Raw genomic sequence first — 20,291 nt, 5'->3', positions numbered from 1 at the left:
TTGGTCCTTGATCTTCAAGTTTGTCTTGCGTCGCCGACGACGAAGATGCGTTCGAGGACGAGCACGAAGCCGTAAAGCGCGACGCCGAGCAGGGTGAGCAGCACGACGGCCATCACCATCGCGGGCGTGTCGAGCGACGACTGCACCTGGATCATGAGGTAGCCGAGCCCGCGCTCGGAGGCGATGAACTCGCCGACTATGGCGCCGGCGACCGCGAGGATGGCGCCGACCTTCATTCCGGAGAAGATGTAAGGCAGCGATCCCGGCAGCTGGATCTTGCGGAACAGCGTCCAGCGCGAGCCGCGCAGCGATTTGACGAGGTCGAGCAGATCCGGCTCGACCTCGCGCAAGCCCCGCGCGGTGGTGAGCAGGATCGGGAAGAAGCAGATGCTGAAGGCGATCAGGATGTTCGGCACGATGCCGTAGGAGAACCAGACGATGAGGAGCGGACCAAGCGCGACCTTCGGGATCATGTTCAGCGTCACGAACAGCGGCAGCAGCACGAGGCTGATCAGCGGCGCCCAGCTGAAGATGACGGCCAGCGTCACGCCGACGAAGGCGCCGAGCGCAAAGCCGCCGAGGATCTCGATCGCCGTCACCAGCGTGTTGGCGCCCCAGGCGTAGCTCGCGGTTCCCAGCGTCTGGATTGTCGCGAGCGGCGAGGGCAGGATGAACTTCGGGACGTGGAAGGCATCGACCAGCACCTGCCAGAGCACCAGCACGGCGAAGTGCACGATTAGGACGATCGCAAAGCTGCGCGTATTGCGGGCGCCGTCTCCTGTCACCGGTTACCCCCTGCTGTCAGCGGCCACCTTGCCGCTGGTCGCAAGCCTAGCCGTCCCGGAGGGAAGTTTCAACCAGTTGGTTGATTATGGCCGGAGCGAATGCAGCACGAGATCGGCGACGTGCCGGCGGCGGGCGCGGCGCGCGGCCCGGCTCGACAGGTCCTTGCCGAAGATCGCCGACAGCGTCGGCGTGTTGGAGAGATAGAAATAGCTGAGGCCCGCGATGGAGATATAGAGCTGGATCGGGTCGATCCCCTTGCGGAACATGCCGGCGCGGACGCCTTCGTGAAGGATGTGGGACACGCTCTTCACCAGCGGCGAATGCATCGCCTCCAGCCGCGTCGAGCCGCGGACGTGGCGGGCACCGCCGCGGTTCTCGTCGTTCAGAAGCACGATGAAATCGGGGTTCGTCGCGAGGTAATCGAACGAGGCCTCGATCAGTTTCCGGATCGCCTTTCCCGGCGGCAGGCCTTCGAGATTGAGCTGACGTTCCTGCTCGCGGATATCGGCGTAAACCCATTCGAGCACGGCGAGATAGAGCGCGTCCTTGTCGCCGAAATAGTGGTAGACGAGCTGCTTGTTGACACCGGCGCGCTCTGCGATCTCGTCGACGCGGGCGCCGGCAAAGCCGTGCCGGGCGAACTCCTCGCGCGCCGCGGTGAGCAGCTTCTTGCGTGTGGCGACCGGGTCGCGCCGCTGCGGCACGGTGTCGCCTGATCGTTTTGCGGGCATTTCCAACCAAACAGTTGACAAGTTGAGGGCGGCCTTGTTGCATTGGTATCCTCACGGGGGGAGAGCGACAAGCCGGTCGCGGGCAACGAGGAGAGATGCGATGAAGCGTTTGCAGGCGGCGGGCTCGGCCCTGGCGGTGGCCCTGATGCTCGGATCACCAGTCGTGCCCGCGAACGCGGGCGAGGCGGTCAATCTGATTCTGAACTGGGCGCCGACGGCCGATCACTCGCCCTATTATTACGCCAAGGCGCAAGGCTGGTACGAGAAAGCGGGCATCGATCTGACCATCGAGGTCGGCAAGGGCTCCGGCGTCTCCGCCGCCAAGGTCGGCTCCGGCGGCTCGCCCTTCGGCGTCGCCGATCTCGCCACCATGCTGGTGGCGAAGAGCAAGGGGGCTGACGCTGTTGCCGTGATGAGCGTCTACGCCAACACCGGCCAGACCTTCTACTGGTTGAAGAGCTACGGCGTGAACGGGGTGAAGGATTTTGCCGGCCACAAGATCGGCAATCCGCCCGGGGACGCCTCGCGTGTGATGTGGCCGGCCTTCGCCAAGGCTGCAGGGCTTGCGCCCGACTCCGTCGGCTTCGTCAATGTCGGGCCGACGGCGAAGATCGCCGCGCTCAAGAGCCATACGGTCGACATCATCAGCGACTTCTACAACGAGCACGATTTGAAGGTGATCGAGTTCGGAAGCGATCTCGGCTACGTCAATTGGAAGGACATCGGGCTCAACCCTTACGGCAATTCGCTGATCGTCAACGGCGGCTATCTGCAGAAGAACCCGAAGCTGGTCGAGGCGTTCGTGCGGGTCACGCAAAAGGCCTTCGCGACCTGCGTCGCCGACGCCGCGCCCTGCCTGAAGGCGCTGCTCGATCAGGTCTCCGGTCTCGACAAGGAGAACCAGGAGCGCCAGTGGGAGCGCATCAAGTCCCTGATGACGGACGAATTCACGACGACGAAGGCACTCGGCTGGATCGACGGCGAGCGGATGAAGAAGGACTACGATCTGGTCCAGACCTATCTCGGCATGGAGAAGCCGTTCGACGTCACGACGGCGTTCACGACCAAGATGCTGGACCCCGCCATCAAGATGGATGCGAGCAAGGTGAAGAAGTAGGGGGCTGGTCGCCGCGCCGGCCCCACATTCCGCTGTCATGCCCCGGCTTGACCGGGGCATCCAGTACGCCGCAGCCTTTCGGCTGACCCGCAACCGTCTCGGAGTACTGGATCGCCCGCCTTCGCGGGCGATGACCGTTGTGCGGGGCGAGAGCGCCTGCTCAACGCCCTTGGTGCGCTTCCATGCCACGTAACCCCACGGAGAAATTAACCGGCCATTAACCATATCGGCGGCATCGTTAACCATTCAATAACAGGGGACGAGTCGGCCGCTATGGAGGCTGCAGTAAAACCTCAACGCCAAATGGTTCGCCTGCGCGGGCGCTCCTATGTGGCCTTCGTCTTCGTGCCGACGGTTCCCATCCAGGACTGGCTGCAGGAGATCGACACCACCATCGCGCGCTCGCCGGGCTTCTTCGCCGGCCGCCCCGTGGTGATCGACCTGTCCTCGGTCGATCTCAGCCAGTCCGGCATCGGCCATCTGCTCACCAGCCTTCAGGACCGCAACATCCGCGTGCTCGGGATCGAGGGCGTGGAGGAGGGCCGGTTGAACCCCATGATGCCGCCGCTGCTTTCGGGCGGGCGCAGCTGCGTGGTCGAGCCGAGTGCGCCCAAGAAGGTCGAGGCAAAGGTCGAGACCAAGCCGACCTCGCTGCTGCTCGAAAGCCCCGTGCGGTCGGGCCAGACCGTGATCTTCCCCGAGGGTGACGTCACCATTTTGGGCTCTGTCGGCTCCGGCGCCGAGGTCGTTGCCGGCGGCTCCATTCACATTTACGGCGCGCTACGCGGTCGCGCCATGGCGGGCGTGAACGGTCACACGAGCGCACGCATCTATTGTCAGAAGATCGAGGCCGAACTGCTTGCAATCGATGGCTTTTACCAGACCGCCGACGATATCGACGCTGCCCTGCGCGGCAAGCCGGCTCAGGCCTGGCTGCAGGGCAACACCATGCGAATTACTGCGCTGAACTGACCAGAAGGAGATTTGAGAGATGGCCAAGGTACTGGTCGTGACGTCAGGCAAGGGGGGCGTCGGCAAGACCACGACGACCGCCGCACTGGGCGCTGCGCTCGCGCAGCGCGGCGAAAAAGTCGTCGTCGTCGATTTCGACGTCGGCTTGCGCAACCTCGACCTCGTGATGGGCGCCGAACGCCGCGTCGTGTTCGACCTCATCAACGTGGTGCAGGGCGTCGCAAAGCTGCCGCAGGCCCTGATCAAGGACAAGCGGCTGGAGAACCTCTGGCTGCTGCCGGCCTCGCAAACCCGCGACAAGGACGCGCTGACCGAAGAGGGCGTGGGCAAGGTCATCGACGATCTGCGCAGCCGTTTCGACTGGGTGATCTGCGACAGTCCGGCCGGCATCGAGCGCGGCGCCTCCATGGCGATGCGCTTTGCCGACGAAGCCGTGATCGTCACCAATCCCGAAGTCTCCTCGGTGCGCGATTCCGATCGCATCATCGGCATGCTCGATTCCAAGACGGTGCGGGCCGAGAAGGGCGAGCGGGTCGAGAAGCACATTCTCATCACCCGCTATGATCCCTCGCGCGCCGCGCGCGGCGAGATGCTGACCATCGAGGACATCCTCGAAATTCTTGCAACACCTTTGCTCGGCATCATCCCCGAGAGCCAGGACGTGCTGCGCGCCTCCAACGTCGGCACGCCCGTGACGCTGTCGAACGCGGAAGGCGCCCCGGCGCGGGCCTATATCGATGCGGCGCGGCGGCTCTGCGGCGACACCGTGCCGATGCAGGTGCCGACCGAGCGCAAAGGCTTCATGGACCGCCTGCTGCGACGGAGGGCCGCATGAGCATGGGTCTGCTTCGGCTTCTCCGCGGCAACAAGGCCTCTGCACCCGTCGCGCGCGAACGGTTGCAGATCCTGCTTGCCCATGAACGCGGACTGCGCGGCCAGCCCGATCTGCTCGGTGTGCTGCGTGAGGAAATTCTCGCGGTCGTCTCCAGGCACGTCACGCTAGACCCGACCAAGGTCATTGTCCGGCTCGATCGCGGCGACGAGGTCTCGACCCTCGAGGTCGATATCGAGGTGCCCAACGATTTCGAGCGCAAGCGCGCGGCGGCCGGCTAGGGACCTCAGCCGCGACGCTTCAAATTGGGGTGGGTGAAAAGGCGGTCCGCTGGGCATAGCGGGCCGCCTTTGCGCGCCGACATGAACGCTACGGAACGAGGTCCGGGGCTCAATCGTTGTGAAAAACCCGCGGCGGCGCGATGCACCGCGGTTTCGTCAAACGGGAGAACGCCCATGATGACCGAGGTCCAGGTCCACACCGTCGCGCGCCAGATGCTGGAACAGCATGGTTTTGCTGCGATCGCGAAGGCCGCCGAACAGGCCAGGGCTTGTGAGGGCCGCGGCGAGGCCGACGAGGCCAAAGAGTGGCGTCACATCGCGGACGCGATGAAGATCATCCGCGGTCCGCACCAGAGCTGACACTCCCCCGCGTTCAACGCTCCCCGCGGTCAGCGCCCTGCGGCGAAGTGCGATTCTGTGTCTGCGGCTGGGAGCGCTCGCCCGTCTCCTTGCAGGGGAGCGGCTCCCACGAGCCATCCGGCGCCTGCTGATAAGCGCTACACGACGAAGACGAGGTCGATTTGTCCTCGCCCTTCTGGGCATTGGAATTCTTCGCCAGCACGGGCGCAGTCAGCATCGGTGCGACGGCAAACGCGACCGCGAGAAGGACATGGTTGATCCGCATGGAGCTCCCCTGTTCGAGTTCGAAAGAGCCGCATGCTGGCGAGAAATGTGACGATTATTGGCCGAAGCAAAAATTCCGGCGCGGCGTGCTTAAGGCCGCACGATCACGCTAGCCGCCCTTGCTGCGGATCAGGCCGGCGAGGTTGGTCTTCTGGGCCTCGCACCAGTTGGGCATGCCGAGGCGGCGTTGGTTGAGGTCGGTCGCCTGGGTGGCCACCGCGACCTCGGCCATCAGATCGTCGTCCTGCTTCTCGCCCATCTTGCCACCCGTGTGCATCCAGGCGATCGCCTTGCGGACCTTCTCGGTGGTGCCTTCGGGCAGCTGCATCTGCTCCGCCTTCTGCACCAGATCCTGGTAGACGATATCGGTGCCCGGACATTCGACCTTGGCGGCGAAGGCCTGCAAGACCAACGTGACATAGGTCGAACGTGGATGGTCGGCCGCTTGGGCCGGCGCGGCCAGCAGCAACAGGGCCGTCATCAGAAAACCAGCGCGCATCCTTGGTACCTCCCCGAATTTTCGGGAAGGCTAGCGGCTGCCGCGCCGCTCCGCAATGGGGATGGCGTGCGCCCGCGAAGCCGGCCGGCGAGCTAGCGCCGCCAGGCCGGCACCGGATCCAGCGGCGTGCGATAGACCTCTTTGTGATCGCGGTCGGTGACGCGCACAGCGCAACCCTTGCTTTGCAGCTCGGGCTTCACCTGCGACAGCTCGGTAGCCAGTTGAACGGCGCGATCGGAGGCGACCTCGATGTCTTCGAGGATGATACCGCCCTGGTTCTTGAACTCTTCACCAACCACGAGATCGAAGGAATAGTAGGGCATCCGAATTCCCCGGTGTGACGAATTGAGCTTCGGGTGGACGTTTCAACACATGACCGATGGTACCACTGAGTCGATGTTTATCGAATGAACGGCGCGCGCAATCTCTATGCTTATGGCGCAGAAATGATGTGCAGCATTCAAGCGTGTTAAGATTTTATTAAATATGTCGGCGTGATCATGAGGCATGGAATTGCAGCAGAACCGGGCTCCGGGAACCGGCAGCTGCAAGAGAAGGCCGCCGGCATAGATCCCGACGGCCTTTTCTCTTGATGGAAAACGATCGAAGCTCGCTTCCCGTAGTCATCCGGATTCAACGCATCACATTGACTCGGGCAGCATCGCTGGCGCGACGCTTCGTGTCGTCGCGTGACGATCGTTCAGCGCAGCGGCATAGGCGGGCGCACGACAGGTCCATCGTCGTCGGCAACGGCTTGCGTCGTCATGGCAGCGGGCGGTGGGGCTGCGGCAGCCTGCGAGGCCGGCGGCGGCGGAGCGAGCGGCGCCGGCGAATAAGCCGGCATGTAGGTGTGCGACACGACCGGCTTCGGTTTGCGAACCGGCGGCGCCGCGGGCCGCGGCGGTAGCGCGGACATTTGCGCGCGCGGATCGACGCGCGGCTTCGCATCGGCCACCGGCTTCGGCGCGGGCGGCTTCGCCATCTCGCGTGCCATCTGCTCCTGCCCGGCCTTCAACTCGGCGATGTTGGTCTTGAGCTGCTCGATCTGTTGCGCCATCGCGGTGAGATCGCGCGTCATCGACTGCACCGATTGTACAGGATCGGGTTGTGTTGCCGGGGGCACTGCTGCTGCAAGCTGGGTTGCAGGCGGAGCCGCAGATTGATCGGCCGCTTGATCCGTTGTGGCTTGATCCGTTGCGGCCTGGTCCGCAGGCGGCGCAGCCTGTGCGGCGGCGAGCGGTGCGGTCTGCGAGGTCGAAGGCAGCAGCGACGCCAATGCCGGGGTCCATTCGGCGAGCATCTGTCTTGCGGTGTCGCCATGTTTCTCCCAGGCGACAGTAGCGGCCGCGCTTCCGCCCGCAAACAGCATCGTGACGAACGCGCCGCGCAGCCATTTGCCAGCGGAGGAGCGCTTCTGCCGGCTGAGACCATCACCGGCCGCAACGCGCACGGCGGTGTCGACCGAGGGCGCTGCCGTCTGCGGCTCCGCGACGGGACTGAACTTCGGCTCCGGATTCATTCTGGACTTCAGCGTGAACGCCGGATCTATTTTGGGTTCGGGACGGGCCGTGATCTCAGGCGCGAGCGCGGGCGCAACGCTGAGAGGGCGCGAGGCCAGCAAAATGTCAGGCGAAATCTGCACCGCGTCGTGCGGGTCGTTGTTCGTGACCGTGTCCTTCACGATCTCATCGACGATTTGCCGAGAGTTCAGCGTCGCGAGCATCGCAGCTCCTTTGAAGCCTGGGTGTTTTGAAGCCCCAGGTGTTGAGTATTGAGGTATCGGTCGTTCGCATTGGCGCGAGCAGATCCGTTGAGGTGGGCCCATCCAAATCCCCAAATCCGATGAGGCCCAAGCACCATGACCCACGAGTCCAGCCGGGTTTGACCAAAGCAAGGCGAGGGGATGGAGACTGTGCGACGCTCTTGCGCCGTTTGTGGTGATGGAACCCGCCTCAGACAACACGCGTAATTGTTCCACAATGCCTTGTTTTCAGCACGATTTTGGCAGCATCTGGTGTTGCTGGGGGCGCTGCTATCGCTATTGGGGCCGGCGGTGCCAAGATCCTTATTCGTTCTACTCGTCCTTGCCATGCTTCCGTTGGGCGGCTGCATGCAGACGACGCTTTCGCCATCGACGGACGCGAGCATGACGACCCGCGACCGGCAGTTGCTGGCGCATACGCCTTACGCGCAAGCAAACGTGCCCGAGCAATATCTCCGTCATATCGTCGATTATCCGCGCAAGGAGCAGCCGGGCACGATCCTGGTCGATACCGATGCGCGCTATCTCTATTTCGTGCTGCCCGAAGGCAAGGCGATCCGCTACGGCGTCGCGGTCGGCGAGGAGGCCATGGCGTTCTCCGGAGTCGCGCGGGTCGGTCGTCTAGCGGAATGGCCGGATTGGGTTCCGACGGCGGACATCCAGGCGCGGCTCGGGCCCTATCCGGCGCGGGTGCCCGGAGGCCCCGCCAATCCGCTGGGCGCGCGGGGCATCTATCTCTATGCCGGCAACAAGGACACGCTCTACCGCATCCACGGCACCAACCAGCCGGAATATATCGGGCAGGCGATCTCGTCCGGATGCATCCGGATGCGCAACGAGGACGTGATCGATCTCTATGACCGGGTGAAGCTCAACTCAATGGTCGTGGTGCTGCCGCCCGGACAGAACGCGCAAGTCGAGGCGCGGCCCAGCTGGCGCGGGTGAGGTCGCCCTAGTTCTCGGGACGGGCGACGCGCCATTGCAGCGTCGTGGCATTGCCATTGGCCTCGCCCGGCGCCTTGTCGGCCGGCGAGGTGTAGAGCGGACGATAGCGATAGGCCCACATCTTGCTGCCGTCGTTACGGTTGATCACGGTGAAGTCGCCGACCGCTTTGGCATCGGCCGTTGCGGGCAGCGGCACCCAGCTCTCGACGCATTTGCCGTTGCAGTTCGACGTCTTGCCGGTGGTATCGCGCTCGTAATAGTAGAGCGTCATGCCGTTGAGGTCCACGAGCGTGGGGCCCTGCTTGGTCAGGATGACTTTCGCCGGTGACGTCGCGGGCTTCGGCGGCGGAGGGGCATCGCCGCCGCCATGGCCATTCGCGAGCGCCGGAGCGGTCGAGAGCGCGATCGCCGCCGCCGCAATGAGGAACCTGAACATCCGAAACTCCAGACCGGCAAAGTTAATCGCGCGTTAAACGCCGAATGCCGTCGACCGTAACAGCCGAAGGTTAGTTCCTGGTTTCGCGATACTGCGACAATGAGGGGTAGAATTACGGGGCTTTCTGTCTTGGCACGTTTTCTTGACGCGAAGCGGTATCCACCTCGCTCGAAAACGCTCTATGCCTGCACTCCGCGCAGCGGGGCGCGGCTGAGCTCGTTGCCGGCGGCGATGGCCTTGTGCAGAAGGCGCATCAGATCCTCACTTTCTTTCGCGCTGAGGCCGCGCAGCATGATGCGTTGCGCGGATTCCACGGCCGGCGTGATCTTGCGCAGCGTGCGGCGGCCTTCGTCGGTGATCTCGAGCTCGCGGGCACGGCGGTCGCGGCGCGAGGCGCGGCGCTCCGCGAGCCCCTTCTGCACGAGCCGGTCGACCACGCCGGTGATGGTGGTGCGGTCGTAGGCGATCAATCCTGCGAGCGTCACCTGGTCGAGCCCCGGATTGGCCTTGATGGTCGCGAGCGCGGCGTATTGCACCGGCGTGAGGTCGAAGCCGGCATCCCCGACCTCGGCCAGAAACACCGCGACCGCGATTTGCTGGAACCGGCGCGCCAGATGTCCGGGCATGTCGTTGTTGTCTTTCACCGAATTTCTCCGTTGGGGCAGAACGGCCGGGGTCGTTGACAAGTATACTGATAGTCAGCATACTGAGCAATATCCAAACAGAACATCGGCGGGAGAGGTGCTCATGCAATTCCATCTCAATGGATTTCAGCCGGGCGACCCCGAAATCGCCGATCCCGCCGCGCGCATTCAGCCTTCTGGCGCAACGGGGGGCGTGCCCGAAGAGGTCGATGTCCTCATCGTCGGCTGTGGCCCTGCGGGCCTGACGCTTGCGGCCCAGCTTGCGCAGTTTGCCGACATCAAGACCTGCATCGTCGAGCAGAAGCCGGGCCGCTTGCTGGTCGGGCAGGCCGACGGCATCGCATGCCGCACCATGGAGATGTTCCACGCCTTCGGATTCAGCGAGCGCGTCCTGAAGGAAGCCTGTTGGGTGAACGAGACGACATTCTGGAAGCCGGACGAGCGGGTGCCGGAACATATCGTCCGCAGCGGCCGGGTGCAGGACGTCGAGGACGGTTTGTCGGAATTCCGGCACGTTATTCTCAACCAGGCGCGCATCCATGACGGCTTTCTCGACGTCATGCGCAAGGCGCCGGGCAGGCTCGAGCCCCATTACAGTCGGCGCCTGCTCGACCTTCAGGTCGATCCGGCCGCGGGTCCCGCCGACCATGCCGTGACAGCGCGGCTCGAACGGGTCGATGCCGAGAACGAGGGCAAGGTCGAGACCATCAAGGCGCGCTATGTCGTCGGCTGCGACGGCGCCCGCAGCACGGTGCGCAAATCGATCGGTCGCGAGTTGCTCGGCGATTCCGCCAATCATGCCTGGGGCGTGATGGACGTGCTGGCGGTGACCGATTTTCCCGACATCCGCTTCAAGGCTCTGATTCAGTCGGCGAAGGACGGTAGCCTGCTGATCATTCCGCGCGAGGGCGGCTACATGGTCCGCCTCTATGTCGAGCTCGCCAAGCTCGACATCGGCGAGCGCGTCGCCAATCGCAATATCACCGCCGACGACGTGATCGCGAAAGCGCAGCGGATCCTCAAGCCGCATACGCTCGATGTGAAGGAGATCGCGTGGTGGTCGGTCTACGAGATCGGCCAGCGCCTGACCGACAAGTTCGACGACGTGCCGGAGACCGAGACGGCTACGCGTCTGCCGCGGATATTCATCGCCGGCGATGCCTGCCACACCCACAGCCCGAAGGCGGGGCAGGGCATGAACGTCTCGATGCAGGACGCTTTCAATCTCGGCTGGAAGCTCGCTGCCGTTTTGCGGAAGCAGTCTGCGCCGAGCCTGCTGCATTCCTATTCGGCCGAGCGCCAGGCGGTTGCCAAAGAGCTGATCGATTTCGACCGGGAATGGGCGGGGATTCTTGCGTCCGCCGCCAAGGCCGGCGGCGCCGACGCCGCCAGGACGCAGGACTATTTCGTGAGGCACGGTCGCTACACCGCGGGCACGGCGACGCATTACCGCCCGTCGGTTCTGACGGGAGCGACGTCCCACCAGCATCTCGCGCAAGGCCTCGTCATCGGCACGCGATTTCATTCCGCACCGGTGATCCGGCTTGCGGATGCCAAGCCGGTGCATCTCGGTCACGCTGCGCAGGCGGATGGCCGCTTCCGCATCTACGCTTTCTCCGGCGCTGAGGATCCCGCAGCAACCGGATCGGCCGTTCGCGCCTTGTGCAATTTTCTCTCCGATGCGCGGGAGTCGCCGGTCCGGCGTTACACCCCCGCGGTCGCCGACATCGATAGCGTGATCGACCTGCGGGCGGTCTTCCAGCAGGATCATCGCGAGCTCGCTCTCGAGGCGATGCCTGCGCTGCTGCTGCCGCGCAAGGGCCGCTACGGCCTGATCGACTACGAGAAGATGTTCTGTCCGGACCTCAAGAATGGTCAGGACGTTTTCACCATGCGCGGCATTGACCGCAAGGCGGGCTGCATGGTCGTGGTGCGGCCGGATCAGTATGTCGCGACCGTGCTGCCGCTCGATGATTTTGCTGCGCTTGCTGCGTACTTCGACGGCTTCATGCTGCAAGTGAACTGACGGGCCGGCGGCGCACACGTAGGCTCTCTCTGCGCGCGGTGTCGATGAACGGCGAATGAATATTGAACCGCGCGCGGCATCCGTCTCGATCTTTTGGCGGATGAGACCTTCGTACGCGGAACGCCCGTTCCGCTGGCGCGTTCCGACTCGAAAGAGGAGGACTACGCCATGAAATTCCGAAGCGTGTTGTTAGCCGCATTGCTGCTCGCCCCGACGGCCGCGCTGGCCGCACCGGGCATGGTCACCGTCTCGACCGGCCTGCGCGCCGGGCCGGGTTCGGGCTTTCCCCTGGTCGATCGCATCCCCGAGGGCGCCCGCGTCGATATCCATGGTTGCCTGCGCGGCAACGCCTGGTGCGACGTGAGCTTCTCGGATGACCGTGGCTGGGTGTCGTCGCAATACCTCGAATATCTCTACCGCAATCACTACGTCTATCTCCCCGACTATGTCGACGAGATCGACGTGCCAATCGTCCCCTTCGTGCTGACCTCGTACTGGTCGAGCTATTATCAGGGGCGGCCCTGGTATCGGCGGCATGCCCACTGGAATAGCTACTGGACTTCGCATCAGCGCGACGCGATGCGGATGACGATCGATCCGCGCGCGGCTCGCATCGGCCGCGCGGCAACGCGCGATGCGGCGGTCGCACTCGGGCGCAACGGTGCGAATGTCAAGGAAAGTGTCAAGGGCGCGGCCGCGGTCTCCGGTCGCGATGCCATAACTTCACGGCGCGACGCCGCGATGGCGAGGCACGAGACTGCGGTGACGGCGGACCGGAGCCGTGCGGGACGAAGCGACCGCATCGCGCATGAGCGGACCAATCTCCAGGGCCGCAATCCGCGCGATGCACAAGCGCGCATCATGCACGAGCAGGCCGCACACCGCGCGGCTGTGCGTGCGCAGCCGATGGCGCGCCCGCATGAGGTGCCGCGTGTATCAGCGGCGCCGGCGAGCCGGCCCGCGATGCCGCATGTGGCCCAACCCAACTTGAGCCACGGCTCGCCGATGAACGCTCATGCCCAAATGCCTGCGCCGCGCGCGGCTGCGCCTGCGATGCCTCACGGCGGTGGCGGCGGCGCACCTCACATCAACGCCGCGCCGCACGGCGGCGGTGCCCCGGCCGGCGGTCCCGGTGGCGGGCACCAAAAGCACTAAAGTTGCCAACGAAAGCCCGGCCCTCGCGCCGGGCTTTCTGTTTGGGCCGGAACGGGTTCCCTGCCCATACAATTTAAGAAGCTTCTTCGCGGGCAGATTTCATCGATCGTAATATGTCTACTCAAAGCTGTAAGCATTCCACTCGGGGCAGCGGGGCACGGGAGGATGACGACGATGAGACAGAACCAGGCGGAGACGCGCCGCCACAATGTCGCCAAGCGGTCGATGACCAAGGAAGCCAAGCAGCTGTCCGGCCTGATTGCCGGATTGCGCCAATCTCTCGAGGTGATTCAAAAGGAGCGATCGAGCACCAAACTCTCCGGCGCCGAGATGGGCCTTCTCGACGAACGCCGCAACAATTTGTTGCTGACCATCGCAGCTCTCGACGACCGCCTCTCGGCGGTGCAGGGGCTGATCGATCTTGGCCGTCCCCATATCATTCGCGTCCACTGATCGGAGCGCTGACCTGATGCTATCGGCTTCGTCGCGGCGGCGACGGAACCGGGCTCAGCTGTCTGCTCCGCGTGGCATAGGATTGGCGTAGCACTGGGCGGACTGCCCGGAGGCGGTCGCGGCGCACTGCGCGATCGTCGCAAAACTGCAATCGATGCTGCGGCCGTCGATCGTGTAGATCTCGATGCAGACGGGATGGCGCGGAGCGTAGGTCTGGGCGGCTGTCGGCGGCACGCCGAGCAGGCCCGCACCAAACAAGCCCGCGACAAGCAGAATCGCATTGATGAAGCGGCGCACGATCGATCTCCTTCGCTCAGCCGGAACAAAGCACAATGCTGCCGCGGATGGCACCAAATTGCCACGCTCCCGGCGAATTGCCGCCAAAGCCCGCTGCCACGACGAGAGCAGGTGCAGGGGCAACGCAAGGGGATGCGCATTGGCCTACAAGATGGTCGCAGAACGCGACAACGAGAAGTGCAGTTTTGCCCGCGAGAGCCGTTTGCTCATCGTGGCGAAGGCGAAGGTTTGGGCGAGCGAGGGGTGGAAGGTCGTCATCACCGACCAGGACGGCAAGGCCTACGCGCCGCCCGACTTCGATCAGCTATTGGCGGCCTGACCGCAAGACCGGGCAGGACGACATTGATCTCGTACTTTCGACCGGGGCGCGATCTGATCGCGCCCCTGATGACTCTTCCAACGATGACTCTTGCAGCCGCGGCCGTTCTGACGGCGACATTTGCCGCCGCGCAAAATCTCGATGCCGGCAAGTCGCCGCAAAAGCTCTTCGCCGATGGTTGCACGACGTGCCATCGCAGCCCCCGCGGCCTTGCCAAAGGGCGCTTCAACCTGACGCTGTCCTGGTTCCTGAAAGACCATTACGCAACCAGTTCGGATACAGCCAAGGCACTTGCCGCCTATCTGGAATCGGTCGATGCGGCGCCGCCGCGAGTTGCGGCCAAGCCTGGCGCGAAGCGATCCAGGCCGCATCCTCCCAAGCCGTCGCAAAGCCAATAGCGTGAGCCGGCTGCGAGACGGCGTCGCGAAGCTGAAGGCCTTGCCGGCATCAATGCACCGTGGCCGCCGAGAACAGGTTGATGACCACCACTCCGGACACGATCAGCGCGATGCCGACGAAGGCGGCAGCGACATTGCCGGGTCCAACTATCACGCGTCAGTGACGAACCTGCGACACGGCGGAGCGCAGCACGAAACCGCCGCGCGATGGTTCGCGCGGCGGCTCATTGGTGTCGCGCCGATTCGACGTGGCGTTAGTTGATCCGCACGGAGAGTTCGACGTCCTCGGCAAAGGCCGTGGACATGTAGCCGCTTCCGGGGCTGCGCATGCGCGCCAGATAGTCGGGGCTGTCGTCGGCGTTGTCGGCGACGATGATCGCGCCCGGCCGGAGATGGCCTTCGACCAGATCCAGGATATCGGGGTAGAGCGCCTTGGCGCCGTCGAGCAGCACGAGATCGATCGTGTCGGGCAGGTCGACTTGAAGCATCTTCAGCGCGTCGCCTTCGCGGATTTCGACGAGGTCCAGCAGCCCGCCGGCCGCGAGGTTCTCGCGCGCCCGGGCCACCTTGGACGGTTCGAATTCGCTGGTGATGAGGCGGCCGCCGCCATTGTCGCGTAAGCCCGCGGCAAGGTGCAGGGTCGAGATGCCGAACGAGGTGCCGAACTCGACGATCGCTTTGGCGCGGGAGCTGCGTGCGAGCATGTAAAGCAGTTGACCGGTCTCGCGGGAGACCGCGAGCGGTGCGTCCTTCAGCCGCCCGTAGAGGTCGCGGTAAGCGGTCTTGCTCCGCATCATCCGTGCGCGGTCGGCGTCGGTCACATCGGCGAAGGCGGCTCGCATCGCGCCGCGCGCCGCTTCGTCCTGGTCGAACAGACGATCGAGCAGTGGCGCAAGTGATGTGATGGTCGGGTGGTCATGTGTAGTCTCCAGATGTCGCCGTGCTGCGAGTGCTTGCGTGAGAATTGAAATACGACTAATTCGTCGCATTCGCTATTCGCGTTGCCCGAGGGTGCCATGGCAGATCGCCGAAGCCATTCAGTTTCCTCACGAAAACAGCCACAGCAGGCCCGCTCGAACGAGCTGGTGGCGGCCATTCTGGACGCGGCTGTTCAGGTCTTGGCCAAGGAGGGGGCGCAGCGTTTCACGACGGCGCGAGTGGCCGAGCGGGCCGGGGTGAGCGTCGGGTCGCTCTATCAATATTTTCCGAACAAGGCGTCGATCCTGTTCCGCCTCCAGAGCGACGAGTGGCGGCGCACGAGCGAGCTCCTGCGCGGCATCCTGGCGGACCGGGCGAAACCGCCACTGGTACGGCTGCGCGCGCTCGTCCACGCCTTCATTCGTTCCGAGTGCGAGGAGGCTGCGATCCGCACGGCGCTCAGCGACGCCGCGCCGCTCTATCGCGATGCGCCCGAAGCACACGACGCGCGGGCCGCCGGTAAGGGCATCGTCGCGGCCTTCATGCGGGAGGCCCTGCCCAGGGCGCCGGATGCGACGCGGGCGCTTGCCGGCGAGTTGATCAAGACGACGCTGAGCGAGGTTGGCAAGCAGTTCTCGGAGACACCGCGCAACGAGGCGGAGATCGCGCGTCACGCCGACGCAATGGCCGACATGTTCTGCGCCTATATCGATGAGCTGGCACGACTCCGGGATCATTCCTGACATCCGCGTTTGCGGGCCAATACCCCTTCTGACTTGACTGGATCATGAGTTAGCCTCGGTTTGTCCTTCAGCCAGTCAACGAGCGCCCCGCCATGCATGTCCTCCGCCCCCAATTCCGCATCGAGGAGCAGCAAGCGCTGGAATTCGCAAGCCAGCGCGGCTTCGGCACGATCGTCGCGGCGGATGAGCGCGGTCCACGCGCCTCGCATGTGCCCTTCGTGCTGGAGCAGCGCGACGGGCACACGATCGTGCAAATCCATTTCACCGCCAGGAATCCGCTCGTCCCGCTCGCGGATGGTGCGGGGCGCTTTCTGCTGATCGTTGCCGGCGACGACGCCTACATCTCCAATGACTGGTATTCTTCGCGCGACAACGTCTCGACCTGGCTTTACGAGGCCGTGCACCTGTCGGGCGTAGCGCATCTGCGCGGGCTCGACGAGAACCGCAGGCACGGCGATGCACTACTCGCGGTCTCGGAAGCGCGCTTGCCAAAAAAACCTTGGGACCTCGCACAGATGGAGCCCGGCAAGCGCGAGAGCATGCTGGCTGCGATCCGCGTCGTCGATCTCGTGGTGGATACCGTCGAGGGGCAGGCCAAGCTCAATCAGCACAAGAGCGATGTGGACCACGTCGCGGTCGCCGGCCGGCTTGCGCGGTCGGAGGAGAGCGGGCATCGGCGGCTGGCGCGGAAGATGCAAGCGCTGCGGCCGGGACTTGGATATGAGTTTTCGTGATCCGGGCGACCCTTCTCTCGCTAGACAATTACTCCTACGGACCTCCCTCATGCTCGTCATCTCCATTCAAAGCCAGGTGGTCCACGGCCATGTCGGCAACAGCGCCGCCGCCTATGCGATGCAGGCGGAAGGGGTGAATGTCGCGGCCGTGCCGACAACGCTGCTGTCGAACCATCCGCGCTATCCGACCTTGCGCGGGCGGGTGCTGGAGACAGAGCTCGTTTCAGATCTGCTGAGAGGCGTCGAAGAGCGCGATCTCGTCGACGAGGCTGCGGTCCTCGTTACCGGCTATCTCGGTTCGCCCAGCAATGCCGCTGTCATTGCCGATTTCGTCGAGCGGGCGCTGACCCGCAATTCGAAGCTGGTCTATCTCTGCGACCCCGTGATCGGCGATGACGGCCGGGTTTATGTCGCCGACGGCATCCTGGACGTGGTCCGGCACCGGCTGCTGCCCGCCGCCAATCTGACCACGCCGAACCAGTTCGAGCTCGGGCTGCTCGCAGGCCTCGACATCGCGGATGCGCAGGGCCTGCGCGCGGCGTGCGCGGCGCTGGCCGGGACTGGGCGCATCGACGTGGTCGCCACCGGTTGCACGCTCACTGATACGGCGGAAGGGCAGGTGGAAACGATTCTGTGCGCCGGCGGTCAGTTGTCGCGCTTTGCGACGCCGCGCCTTCCGATCCGCCCCTCAGGCACCGGCGATCTTCTCACCGGCCTGATCGCGGCGCATCTGGCCAAGGGCACAGCGACCGAGGCGGCGGTGCGGCTCGCAGTCGAAACCATCTATGCGGTGCTGGTGCGCACGCAGGAAGCAGGCACCGCGGAGATGCGGCTTGTGCCGTTGCCGACGCCGCGACGATAAGCCGTCAAACTCAGGTCGCGCGCTTCGTGGCTGATTGCGCTGATTTCTGCGGCTTCGCGGGGACCTTCTGCTCGCGCGTCGCCTGTGCCTTCGCCTTCGGCGGCTTTGCGCTTGCCACGGCCCGCGCTTTTCTCGGCTTGACGTTGGCTTCCTTGCGGTCCGACGTGCCTCGGCGCGAGACGTATTCCGTACCATCGACCGGGCCGACATGCGGGGGATCGCGGCCGAGATAGGGGCGGCCGATGCCGAGCGCCTTGCCATTGGCGTCGACCCACTTCCACAGCACCTCGGTCGAGACCCAGCGCTGCGCGCGGTTGTCGCCCTTGGTGCTGACGATGTCGGCCGCCATGCCGTGCCCGTAGCCGCCGCGCGTGCTGCCGCCGTGATAGGAACGGTCGGAGGCGGCCTTCAGGCCACTCGCGATCGACTGGCGATAGTCGTCGCGGAACGCGCTGGTGATGCCCGGCGAAAGCCCGGCAGCCTCAGCCGCGAGCAGTGTGCGAAACAGCTTTTTCTTGAAACTCTTGTCCATGCCGCCGATGACGTAGTCCATCATCGACATGCCGGCGCGGTCGGCCGCCTTCGGATCCTTCCAGCCAAAGTCCTCGTCAACCAGCTTCGTGAAGCTGCGCATCACTGTGACCATCTTGCCCTTGCGCTTGACGGTGACGGCCCGGCGATCTGTGACCTTGATCGAGTCTTCCTTGGCCGTGCGCTGGTAGAGCGCCCAGAGATAGCGGTCGATGCAGGCTTCCATCACGTAGCATTCGTCGAGTACCGCGGTCGTGTCCGCAGACGGCGAGGCCTTGCTCGCCACGGGCGCGGGGCCGGTCGCGATTGTCGCGGGCGACAGCGCCTCCGTCGTCACGATCTCAGTGGGATCGGCGGATGCGAGCTTTATCACGGGCTCCGACGCCGGAGCCGGAGCAACCTCACTGGCGACTGGTGTCGGGTCAGGCGACATCTGCGGCGCGAGCGGCGCTTCGGTCGGCAAGATCAGCACTGGGTCGGCCGAGGCGAGCTTGATGGCCGGAGCTGGCGCCTCGGGCGCTGCCGCTTCAGCATTGACCAATTCTGGTGTCGCAGCGACAGCGGCCGCGATATCGGAGGTCAGGGCGACGCCGTCCTCGATGGCCGCAGCGTGCGGGATGTCGGCGAGGTCAAGTCGGCTGAGATCCTTCGCGCGCGAGACGGCGGAAGCATTGGCGCCGCTGTTCTCGATGAGGGCCGGGGCATAGGCGGACAGAGAGAGCGCCAGCCAGCCGGCGAGAACCGCCGAGGGGCAGGAGACCGCCACCAGAAGAGACCGCCGATCATTCATGATCCCTGCCTCCAAACGGTTCTGTTGAACCTCGTCTTCTCCGAACAGTCTGACCAGACAGTCTTGGCCAAACAGTCTTGCACGAAAAGGCACGCCGCGCGTCGATTGTTCTGGGGAGGGTGTGGCGGCGCAATGGCGCAATTCGGCGAAAGCGGGCTTTTCGAGCAGGTGTTGCGCGGCGGCAACGCGGGTTCCATTGCGGTTCCACGGGCGCTTGCTCGCCAGCGTTGTGCAAAATTCGATAAAGGCGAATATTTTGGCGCGGGCCGCGTGGCGGTGTTTCGCAGGCGCGTTGGGCAACCTTGTCACGGCTAGCGCGTTAGGCGCGCATGACGCATTCCTCGCTTCGTCCGATGGACGCCTTTGATCCCACCGAGCCCGCCATCCTGCACGACCAACTCTCCGATACGATCATCACCTGGACTGCTGAGCAGGCCGACGATTTCAGGCGTGCCAGCCGGCCGGGCCAAGACGGAACCGTGATTTGGAAAGGCTACGTTTTCGACGGCTGGGGCCACGTGCTCGGCGGCTGACCGCCGCTCATTAGAGTGTCATTTCGCGAGAGTGTCATTTCGCGCCGGGGCGGTGATTTTGCCAAGACATTGCGCGCATTAAACATATTTGCCATGCACCCGGCGCGCTGTTGCATTGCAACAACGCATGTCGCAATGCAGCAAAATGCGCTTAAATGTGCTCCGAATCTTCCACTGAAGGAGCATCACCCATGAACAAGAAGACTCTGTCAATCGCCGCCGCCATCCTGACGATCGCGGGCAGCACCGCGGCTTTCGCCGCCGAACTGCCGACTTATGAGGCCAACGGCTTTCCGGTCTCCCCGATGCAGGTGCGCGTGCTCGGTGCCGCGCATGTCGAGCAGCAGGCCTCGGCGCCCACTACTGTCGCTTCGGTCCACCAGGCCCGCGTTCTGTCGCCGCGCCAGGTGAAGACGGCTGACGTCACGACGGGCAGCGCCCGCTGATCTGGGGACGCCACAAGCCAACGTCAAGCCAATGTGTGCAGGCTCGCTTTCTCCGAGTCTGCCCGGACCGCGTTCCCTTTCGGGAGCGCGGTCTTTTCTTGGCGCAGCGAGTCATGATCACGTGCCGGTTGTGTACGGCCGTTCAAAGCGAGTGTGATCTCTTTGATAGTTGCTTTCCAGATCGCGGCGCTTGATGCGGGCGCCGCATATTGAGCAGCCAAGAATCATTTTCATAATGGAGTAGTCATGCCCGTTGCACAGAAAGCCGTTGTTGCAAGCGTCTCGCCCCGCGCGTTCATTCTCAAGCATCTCGCCTTGTTCGCAGCCGCCGCGCTGTTCGTGTTCGTGCTCGGCCTGACGTATGGGCTCGATCTCAGCCCGGGATTTTTCTGAGCGAAGGCGCGCTGGCGTCTCTCGCTTGCGTGCCAGCCTTGCAGGCACATGGGTTGAGCGACGG

29 protein-coding genes are annotated in these 20,291 nt (G+C 64.4%); 18 read left to right on the top strand and 11 right to left on the bottom strand.

Annotation, left to right across the window (positions count from 1 at the left end; all coding sequences use genetic code 11):
• Positions 1 to 14: 14 nt before the first annotated feature.
• A complete protein-coding gene (locus RX329_RS25095; protein ID WP_026232760.1) occupies positions 15 to 785 on the bottom strand; it encodes an ABC transporter permease in 771 nt (256 codons plus the stop codon).
• A gap of 84 nt (positions 786 to 869) precedes the next feature.
• Positions 870 to 1,517 carry a TetR/AcrR family transcriptional regulator gene (locus RX329_RS25090; RefSeq protein WP_018454547.1) on the bottom strand — a complete coding sequence of 216 codons (648 nt, stop codon included), beginning with the start codon at positions 1,515 to 1,517 and terminating at the stop codon, positions 870 to 872.
• Between the two features lie 100 nt (positions 1,518 to 1,617).
• Here RX329_RS25090 and RX329_RS25085 point away from each other — a divergent pair, with 100 nt between their 5' ends.
• The 5 genes from RX329_RS25085 to RX329_RS25065 all read left to right on the top strand — a co-directional run bounded on the left by RX329_RS25085 (position 1,618) and on the right by RX329_RS25065 (position 5,079).
• Positions 1,618 to 2,634, top strand: coding sequence for an ABC transporter substrate-binding protein (locus tag RX329_RS25085; protein ID WP_018454546.1), 1,017 nt, complete (start codon positions 1,618 to 1,620; stop codon positions 2,632 to 2,634).
• A gap of 273 nt (positions 2,635 to 2,907) precedes the next feature.
• Positions 2,908 to 3,606 carry a septum site-determining protein MinC gene (gene minC / locus RX329_RS25080; RefSeq protein ID WP_026232759.1) on the top strand — a complete coding sequence of 233 codons (699 nt, stop codon included), beginning with the start codon at positions 2,908 to 2,910 and terminating at the stop codon, positions 3,604 to 3,606.
• A 19-nt stretch (positions 3,607 to 3,625) separates the two neighbouring features.
• The gene (minD, locus tag RX329_RS25075; RefSeq protein WP_007591740.1) at positions 3,626 to 4,441 is read left to right on the top strand and encodes a septum site-determining protein MinD; all 816 of its coding nucleotides are present in this window, start codon (positions 3,626 to 3,628) and stop codon (positions 4,439 to 4,441) included.
• The gene (gene minE, locus RX329_RS25070; protein ID WP_007591739.1) at positions 4,438 to 4,719 is read left to right on the top strand and encodes a cell division topological specificity factor MinE; all 282 of its coding nucleotides are present in this window, start codon (positions 4,438 to 4,440) and stop codon (positions 4,717 to 4,719) included. Before minD ends, minE begins: the two co-directional genes overlap by 4 nt.
• A gap of 174 nt (positions 4,720 to 4,893) precedes the next feature.
• Positions 4,894 to 5,079: a hypothetical protein gene (locus tag RX329_RS25065; protein WP_018454544.1), complete on the top strand. Its 186-nt coding sequence runs from the start codon at positions 4,894 to 4,896 to the stop codon at positions 5,077 to 5,079.
• A gap of 13 nt (positions 5,080 to 5,092) precedes the next feature.
• On the opposite strand, the gene RX329_RS25060 is transcribed toward RX329_RS25065, so the two are convergent.
• The 4 genes from RX329_RS25060 to RX329_RS25045 all read right to left on the bottom strand — a co-directional run bounded on the left by RX329_RS25060 (position 5,093) and on the right by RX329_RS25045 (position 7,565).
• Positions 5,093 to 5,344, bottom strand: a complete 252-nt coding sequence (locus tag RX329_RS25060) for a hypothetical protein (RefSeq protein ID WP_018454543.1) — start codon at positions 5,342 to 5,344, stop codon at positions 5,093 to 5,095.
• Between the two features lie 108 nt (positions 5,345 to 5,452).
• On the bottom strand, positions 5,453 to 5,842 hold the full coding sequence (locus RX329_RS25055; RefSeq protein ID WP_085353564.1) for a hypothetical protein: 390 nt from the start codon (positions 5,840 to 5,842) through the stop codon (positions 5,453 to 5,455).
• Between the two features lie 92 nt (positions 5,843 to 5,934).
• The gene (locus RX329_RS25050) at positions 5,935 to 6,165 is read right to left on the bottom strand and encodes a DUF6894 family protein (protein WP_007591727.1); all 231 of its coding nucleotides are present in this window, start codon (positions 6,163 to 6,165) and stop codon (positions 5,935 to 5,937) included.
• A 377-nt stretch (positions 6,166 to 6,542) separates the two neighbouring features.
• Complete coding sequence (locus RX329_RS25045; protein WP_085353563.1) at positions 6,543 to 7,565, bottom strand: hypothetical protein; 1,023 nt, start codon at positions 7,563 to 7,565, stop codon at positions 6,543 to 6,545.
• Between the two features lie 366 nt (positions 7,566 to 7,931).
• On the opposite strand from RX329_RS25045, the gene RX329_RS25040 reads away from it, so the two are divergent.
• A complete protein-coding gene (locus RX329_RS25040; protein ID WP_018454540.1) occupies positions 7,932 to 8,549 on the top strand; it encodes a L,D-transpeptidase in 618 nt (205 codons plus the stop codon).
• A 7-nt stretch (positions 8,550 to 8,556) separates the two neighbouring features.
• Here the strand turns inward: RX329_RS25040 and RX329_RS25035 are convergent, their stop codons facing one another.
• Both RX329_RS25035 and RX329_RS25030 read right to left on the bottom strand, forming a co-directional pair.
• Positions 8,557 to 8,985 carry a hypothetical protein gene (locus RX329_RS25035; RefSeq protein ID WP_018454539.1) on the bottom strand — a complete coding sequence of 143 codons (429 nt, stop codon included), beginning with the start codon at positions 8,983 to 8,985 and terminating at the stop codon, positions 8,557 to 8,559.
• Between the two features lie 179 nt (positions 8,986 to 9,164).
• Positions 9,165 to 9,629 (bottom strand): MarR family winged helix-turn-helix transcriptional regulator, encoded by a 465-nt coding sequence (locus RX329_RS25030; RefSeq protein WP_085353562.1) that lies wholly within the window; start codon positions 9,627 to 9,629, stop codon positions 9,165 to 9,167.
• Positions 9,630 to 9,732: 103 nt separating this feature from the next.
• On the opposite strand from RX329_RS25030, the gene RX329_RS25025 reads away from it, so the two are divergent.
• From RX329_RS25025 to RX329_RS25015, 3 genes are all read left to right on the top strand, one after another.
• A complete protein-coding gene (locus RX329_RS25025) occupies positions 9,733 to 11,655 on the top strand; it encodes an FAD-binding monooxygenase (protein WP_317244432.1) in 1,923 nt (640 codons plus the stop codon).
• Between the two features lie 168 nt (positions 11,656 to 11,823).
• On the top strand, positions 11,824 to 12,810 hold the full coding sequence (locus tag RX329_RS25020; protein ID WP_085353596.1) for an SH3 domain-containing protein: 987 nt from the start codon (positions 11,824 to 11,826) through the stop codon (positions 12,808 to 12,810).
• A 174-nt stretch (positions 12,811 to 12,984) separates the two neighbouring features.
• The gene (locus RX329_RS25015) at positions 12,985 to 13,263 is read left to right on the top strand and encodes a hypothetical protein (protein WP_026232756.1); all 279 of its coding nucleotides are present in this window, start codon (positions 12,985 to 12,987) and stop codon (positions 13,261 to 13,263) included.
• A gap of 54 nt (positions 13,264 to 13,317) precedes the next feature.
• Here RX329_RS25015 and RX329_RS25010 read toward each other — a convergent pair whose 3' ends face one another.
• The gene (locus RX329_RS25010; RefSeq protein ID WP_231188564.1) at positions 13,318 to 13,560 is read right to left on the bottom strand and encodes a DUF3551 domain-containing protein; all 243 of its coding nucleotides are present in this window, start codon (positions 13,558 to 13,560) and stop codon (positions 13,318 to 13,320) included.
• Between the two features lie 139 nt (positions 13,561 to 13,699).
• Here RX329_RS25010 and RX329_RS25005 point away from each other — a divergent pair, with 139 nt between their 5' ends.
• Complete coding sequence (locus RX329_RS25005) at positions 13,700 to 13,879, top strand: hypothetical protein (RefSeq protein ID WP_026232755.1); 180 nt, start codon at positions 13,700 to 13,702, stop codon at positions 13,877 to 13,879.
• An 83-nt stretch (positions 13,880 to 13,962) separates the two neighbouring features.
• Positions 13,963 to 14,277 (top strand): hypothetical protein, encoded by a 315-nt coding sequence (locus RX329_RS25000; protein WP_085353560.1) that lies wholly within the window; start codon positions 13,963 to 13,965, stop codon positions 14,275 to 14,277.
• A gap of 254 nt (positions 14,278 to 14,531) precedes the next feature.
• On the opposite strand, the gene RX329_RS24995 is transcribed toward RX329_RS25000, so the two are convergent.
• The gene (locus RX329_RS24995) at positions 14,532 to 15,266 is read right to left on the bottom strand and encodes an O-methyltransferase (protein ID WP_231188563.1); all 735 of its coding nucleotides are present in this window, start codon (positions 15,264 to 15,266) and stop codon (positions 14,532 to 14,534) included.
• A gap of 27 nt (positions 15,267 to 15,293) precedes the next feature.
• On the opposite strand from RX329_RS24995, the gene RX329_RS24990 reads away from it, so the two are divergent.
• The 3 genes from RX329_RS24990 to pdxY all read left to right on the top strand — a co-directional run bounded on the left by RX329_RS24990 (position 15,294) and on the right by pdxY (position 17,534).
• On the top strand, positions 15,294 to 15,938 hold the full coding sequence (locus RX329_RS24990; RefSeq protein WP_026232754.1) for a TetR family transcriptional regulator: 645 nt from the start codon (positions 15,294 to 15,296) through the stop codon (positions 15,936 to 15,938).
• Between the two features lie 92 nt (positions 15,939 to 16,030).
• Positions 16,031 to 16,672, top strand: a complete 642-nt coding sequence (locus RX329_RS24985; RefSeq protein WP_085353559.1) for an FMN-binding negative transcriptional regulator — start codon at positions 16,031 to 16,033, stop codon at positions 16,670 to 16,672.
• Between the two features lie 49 nt (positions 16,673 to 16,721).
• A complete protein-coding gene (gene pdxY, locus RX329_RS24980; protein WP_018454527.1) occupies positions 16,722 to 17,534 on the top strand; it encodes a pyridoxal kinase in 813 nt (270 codons plus the stop codon).
• Positions 17,535 to 17,544: 10 nt separating this feature from the next.
• Here pdxY and RX329_RS24975 read toward each other — a convergent pair whose 3' ends face one another.
• Positions 17,545 to 18,855: a hypothetical protein gene (locus tag RX329_RS24975; RefSeq protein ID WP_085353558.1), complete on the bottom strand. Its 1,311-nt coding sequence runs from the start codon at positions 18,853 to 18,855 to the stop codon at positions 17,545 to 17,547.
• 132 nt (positions 18,856 to 18,987) lie between these two features.
• Here RX329_RS24975 and RX329_RS24970 point away from each other — a divergent pair, with 132 nt between their 5' ends.
• The 4 genes from RX329_RS24970 (at position 18,988) to RX329_RS24955 (ending at position 20,227) form a co-directional block, all read left to right on the top strand.
• Positions 18,988 to 19,170 carry a hypothetical protein gene (locus tag RX329_RS24970; protein WP_085362184.1) on the top strand — a complete coding sequence of 61 codons (183 nt, stop codon included), beginning with the start codon at positions 18,988 to 18,990 and terminating at the stop codon, positions 19,168 to 19,170.
• Positions 19,171 to 19,184: 14 nt separating this feature from the next.
• Positions 19,185 to 19,388 (top strand): hypothetical protein, encoded by a 204-nt coding sequence (locus RX329_RS24965; RefSeq protein WP_085353556.1) that lies wholly within the window; start codon positions 19,185 to 19,187, stop codon positions 19,386 to 19,388.
• A 191-nt stretch (positions 19,389 to 19,579) separates the two neighbouring features.
• Positions 19,580 to 19,834: a hypothetical protein gene (locus RX329_RS24960; RefSeq protein WP_085353555.1), complete on the top strand. Its 255-nt coding sequence runs from the start codon at positions 19,580 to 19,582 to the stop codon at positions 19,832 to 19,834.
• 246 nt (positions 19,835 to 20,080) lie between these two features.
• Positions 20,081 to 20,227: a hypothetical protein gene (locus tag RX329_RS24955; protein ID WP_162847293.1), complete on the top strand. Its 147-nt coding sequence runs from the start codon at positions 20,081 to 20,083 to the stop codon at positions 20,225 to 20,227.
• Positions 20,228 to 20,291: the final 64 nt, after the last annotated feature.

This window comes from Bradyrhizobium sp. BWC-3-1, assembly GCF_032917965.1.
GTDB classification, from domain to species: Bacteria; Pseudomonadota; Alphaproteobacteria; order Rhizobiales; family Xanthobacteraceae; genus Bradyrhizobium; species Bradyrhizobium canariense_D.
Note: the sequence above shows the minus strand (reverse complement) of the source record. Positions and strands in the feature narration are given on the sequence as shown.

Coding starts and splice junctions, on each gene's coding strand:
- RX329_RS25090 (WP_018454547.1), bottom strand. CDS start 1,517: ATGCCCGCAAAACGATCAGGCGACACCGTGCCGCAGCGGCGCGACCCG.
- RX329_RS25085 (WP_018454546.1), top strand. CDS start 1,618: ATGAAGCGTTTGCAGGCGGCGGGCTCGGCCCTGGCGGTGGCCCTGATG.
- minC (WP_026232759.1), top strand. CDS start 2,908: ATGGAGGCTGCAGTAAAACCTCAACGCCAAATGGTTCGCCTGCGCGGG.
- minD (WP_007591740.1), top strand. CDS start 3,626: ATGGCCAAGGTACTGGTCGTGACGTCAGGCAAGGGGGGCGTCGGCAAG.
- minE (WP_007591739.1), top strand. CDS start 4,438: ATGAGCATGGGTCTGCTTCGGCTTCTCCGCGGCAACAAGGCCTCTGCA.
- RX329_RS25065 (WP_018454544.1), top strand. CDS start 4,894: ATGATGACCGAGGTCCAGGTCCACACCGTCGCGCGCCAGATGCTGGAA.
- RX329_RS25060 (WP_018454543.1), bottom strand. CDS start 5,344: ATGCGGATCAACCATGTCCTTCTCGCGGTCGCGTTTGCCGTCGCACCG.
- RX329_RS25055 (WP_085353564.1), bottom strand. CDS start 5,842: ATGCGCGCTGGTTTTCTGATGACGGCCCTGTTGCTGCTGGCCGCGCCG.
- RX329_RS25050 (WP_007591727.1), bottom strand. CDS start 6,165: ATGCCCTACTATTCCTTCGATCTCGTGGTTGGTGAAGAGTTCAAGAAC.
- RX329_RS25045 (WP_085353563.1), bottom strand. CDS start 7,565: ATGCTCGCGACGCTGAACTCTCGGCAAATCGTCGATGAGATCGTGAAG.
- RX329_RS25040 (WP_018454540.1), top strand. CDS start 7,932: ATGCTTCCGTTGGGCGGCTGCATGCAGACGACGCTTTCGCCATCGACG.
- RX329_RS25035 (WP_018454539.1), bottom strand. CDS start 8,985: ATGTTCAGGTTCCTCATTGCGGCGGCGGCGATCGCGCTCTCGACCGCT.
- RX329_RS25025 (WP_317244432.1), top strand. CDS start 9,733: ATGCAATTCCATCTCAATGGATTTCAGCCGGGCGACCCCGAAATCGCC.
- RX329_RS25020 (WP_085353596.1), top strand. CDS start 11,824: ATGAAATTCCGAAGCGTGTTGTTAGCCGCATTGCTGCTCGCCCCGACG.
- RX329_RS25015 (WP_026232756.1), top strand. CDS start 12,985: ATGAGACAGAACCAGGCGGAGACGCGCCGCCACAATGTCGCCAAGCGG.
- RX329_RS25000 (WP_085353560.1), top strand. CDS start 13,963: ATGACTCTTGCAGCCGCGGCCGTTCTGACGGCGACATTTGCCGCCGCG.
- RX329_RS24995 (WP_231188563.1), bottom strand. CDS start 15,266: ATGCGACGAATTAGTCGTATTTCAATTCTCACGCAAGCACTCGCAGCA.
- RX329_RS24990 (WP_026232754.1), top strand. CDS start 15,294: ATGGCAGATCGCCGAAGCCATTCAGTTTCCTCACGAAAACAGCCACAG.
- RX329_RS24985 (WP_085353559.1), top strand. CDS start 16,031: ATGCATGTCCTCCGCCCCCAATTCCGCATCGAGGAGCAGCAAGCGCTG.
- pdxY (WP_018454527.1), top strand. CDS start 16,722: ATGCTCGTCATCTCCATTCAAAGCCAGGTGGTCCACGGCCATGTCGGC.
- RX329_RS24975 (WP_085353558.1), bottom strand. CDS start 18,855: ATGAATGATCGGCGGTCTCTTCTGGTGGCGGTCTCCTGCCCCTCGGCG.
- RX329_RS24970 (WP_085362184.1), top strand. CDS start 18,988: ATGGCGCAATTCGGCGAAAGCGGGCTTTTCGAGCAGGTGTTGCGCGGC.
- RX329_RS24965 (WP_085353556.1), top strand. CDS start 19,185: ATGACGCATTCCTCGCTTCGTCCGATGGACGCCTTTGATCCCACCGAG.
- RX329_RS24960 (WP_085353555.1), top strand. CDS start 19,580: ATGAACAAGAAGACTCTGTCAATCGCCGCCGCCATCCTGACGATCGCG.
- RX329_RS24955 (WP_162847293.1), top strand. CDS start 20,081: ATGCCCGTTGCACAGAAAGCCGTTGTTGCAAGCGTCTCGCCCCGCGCG.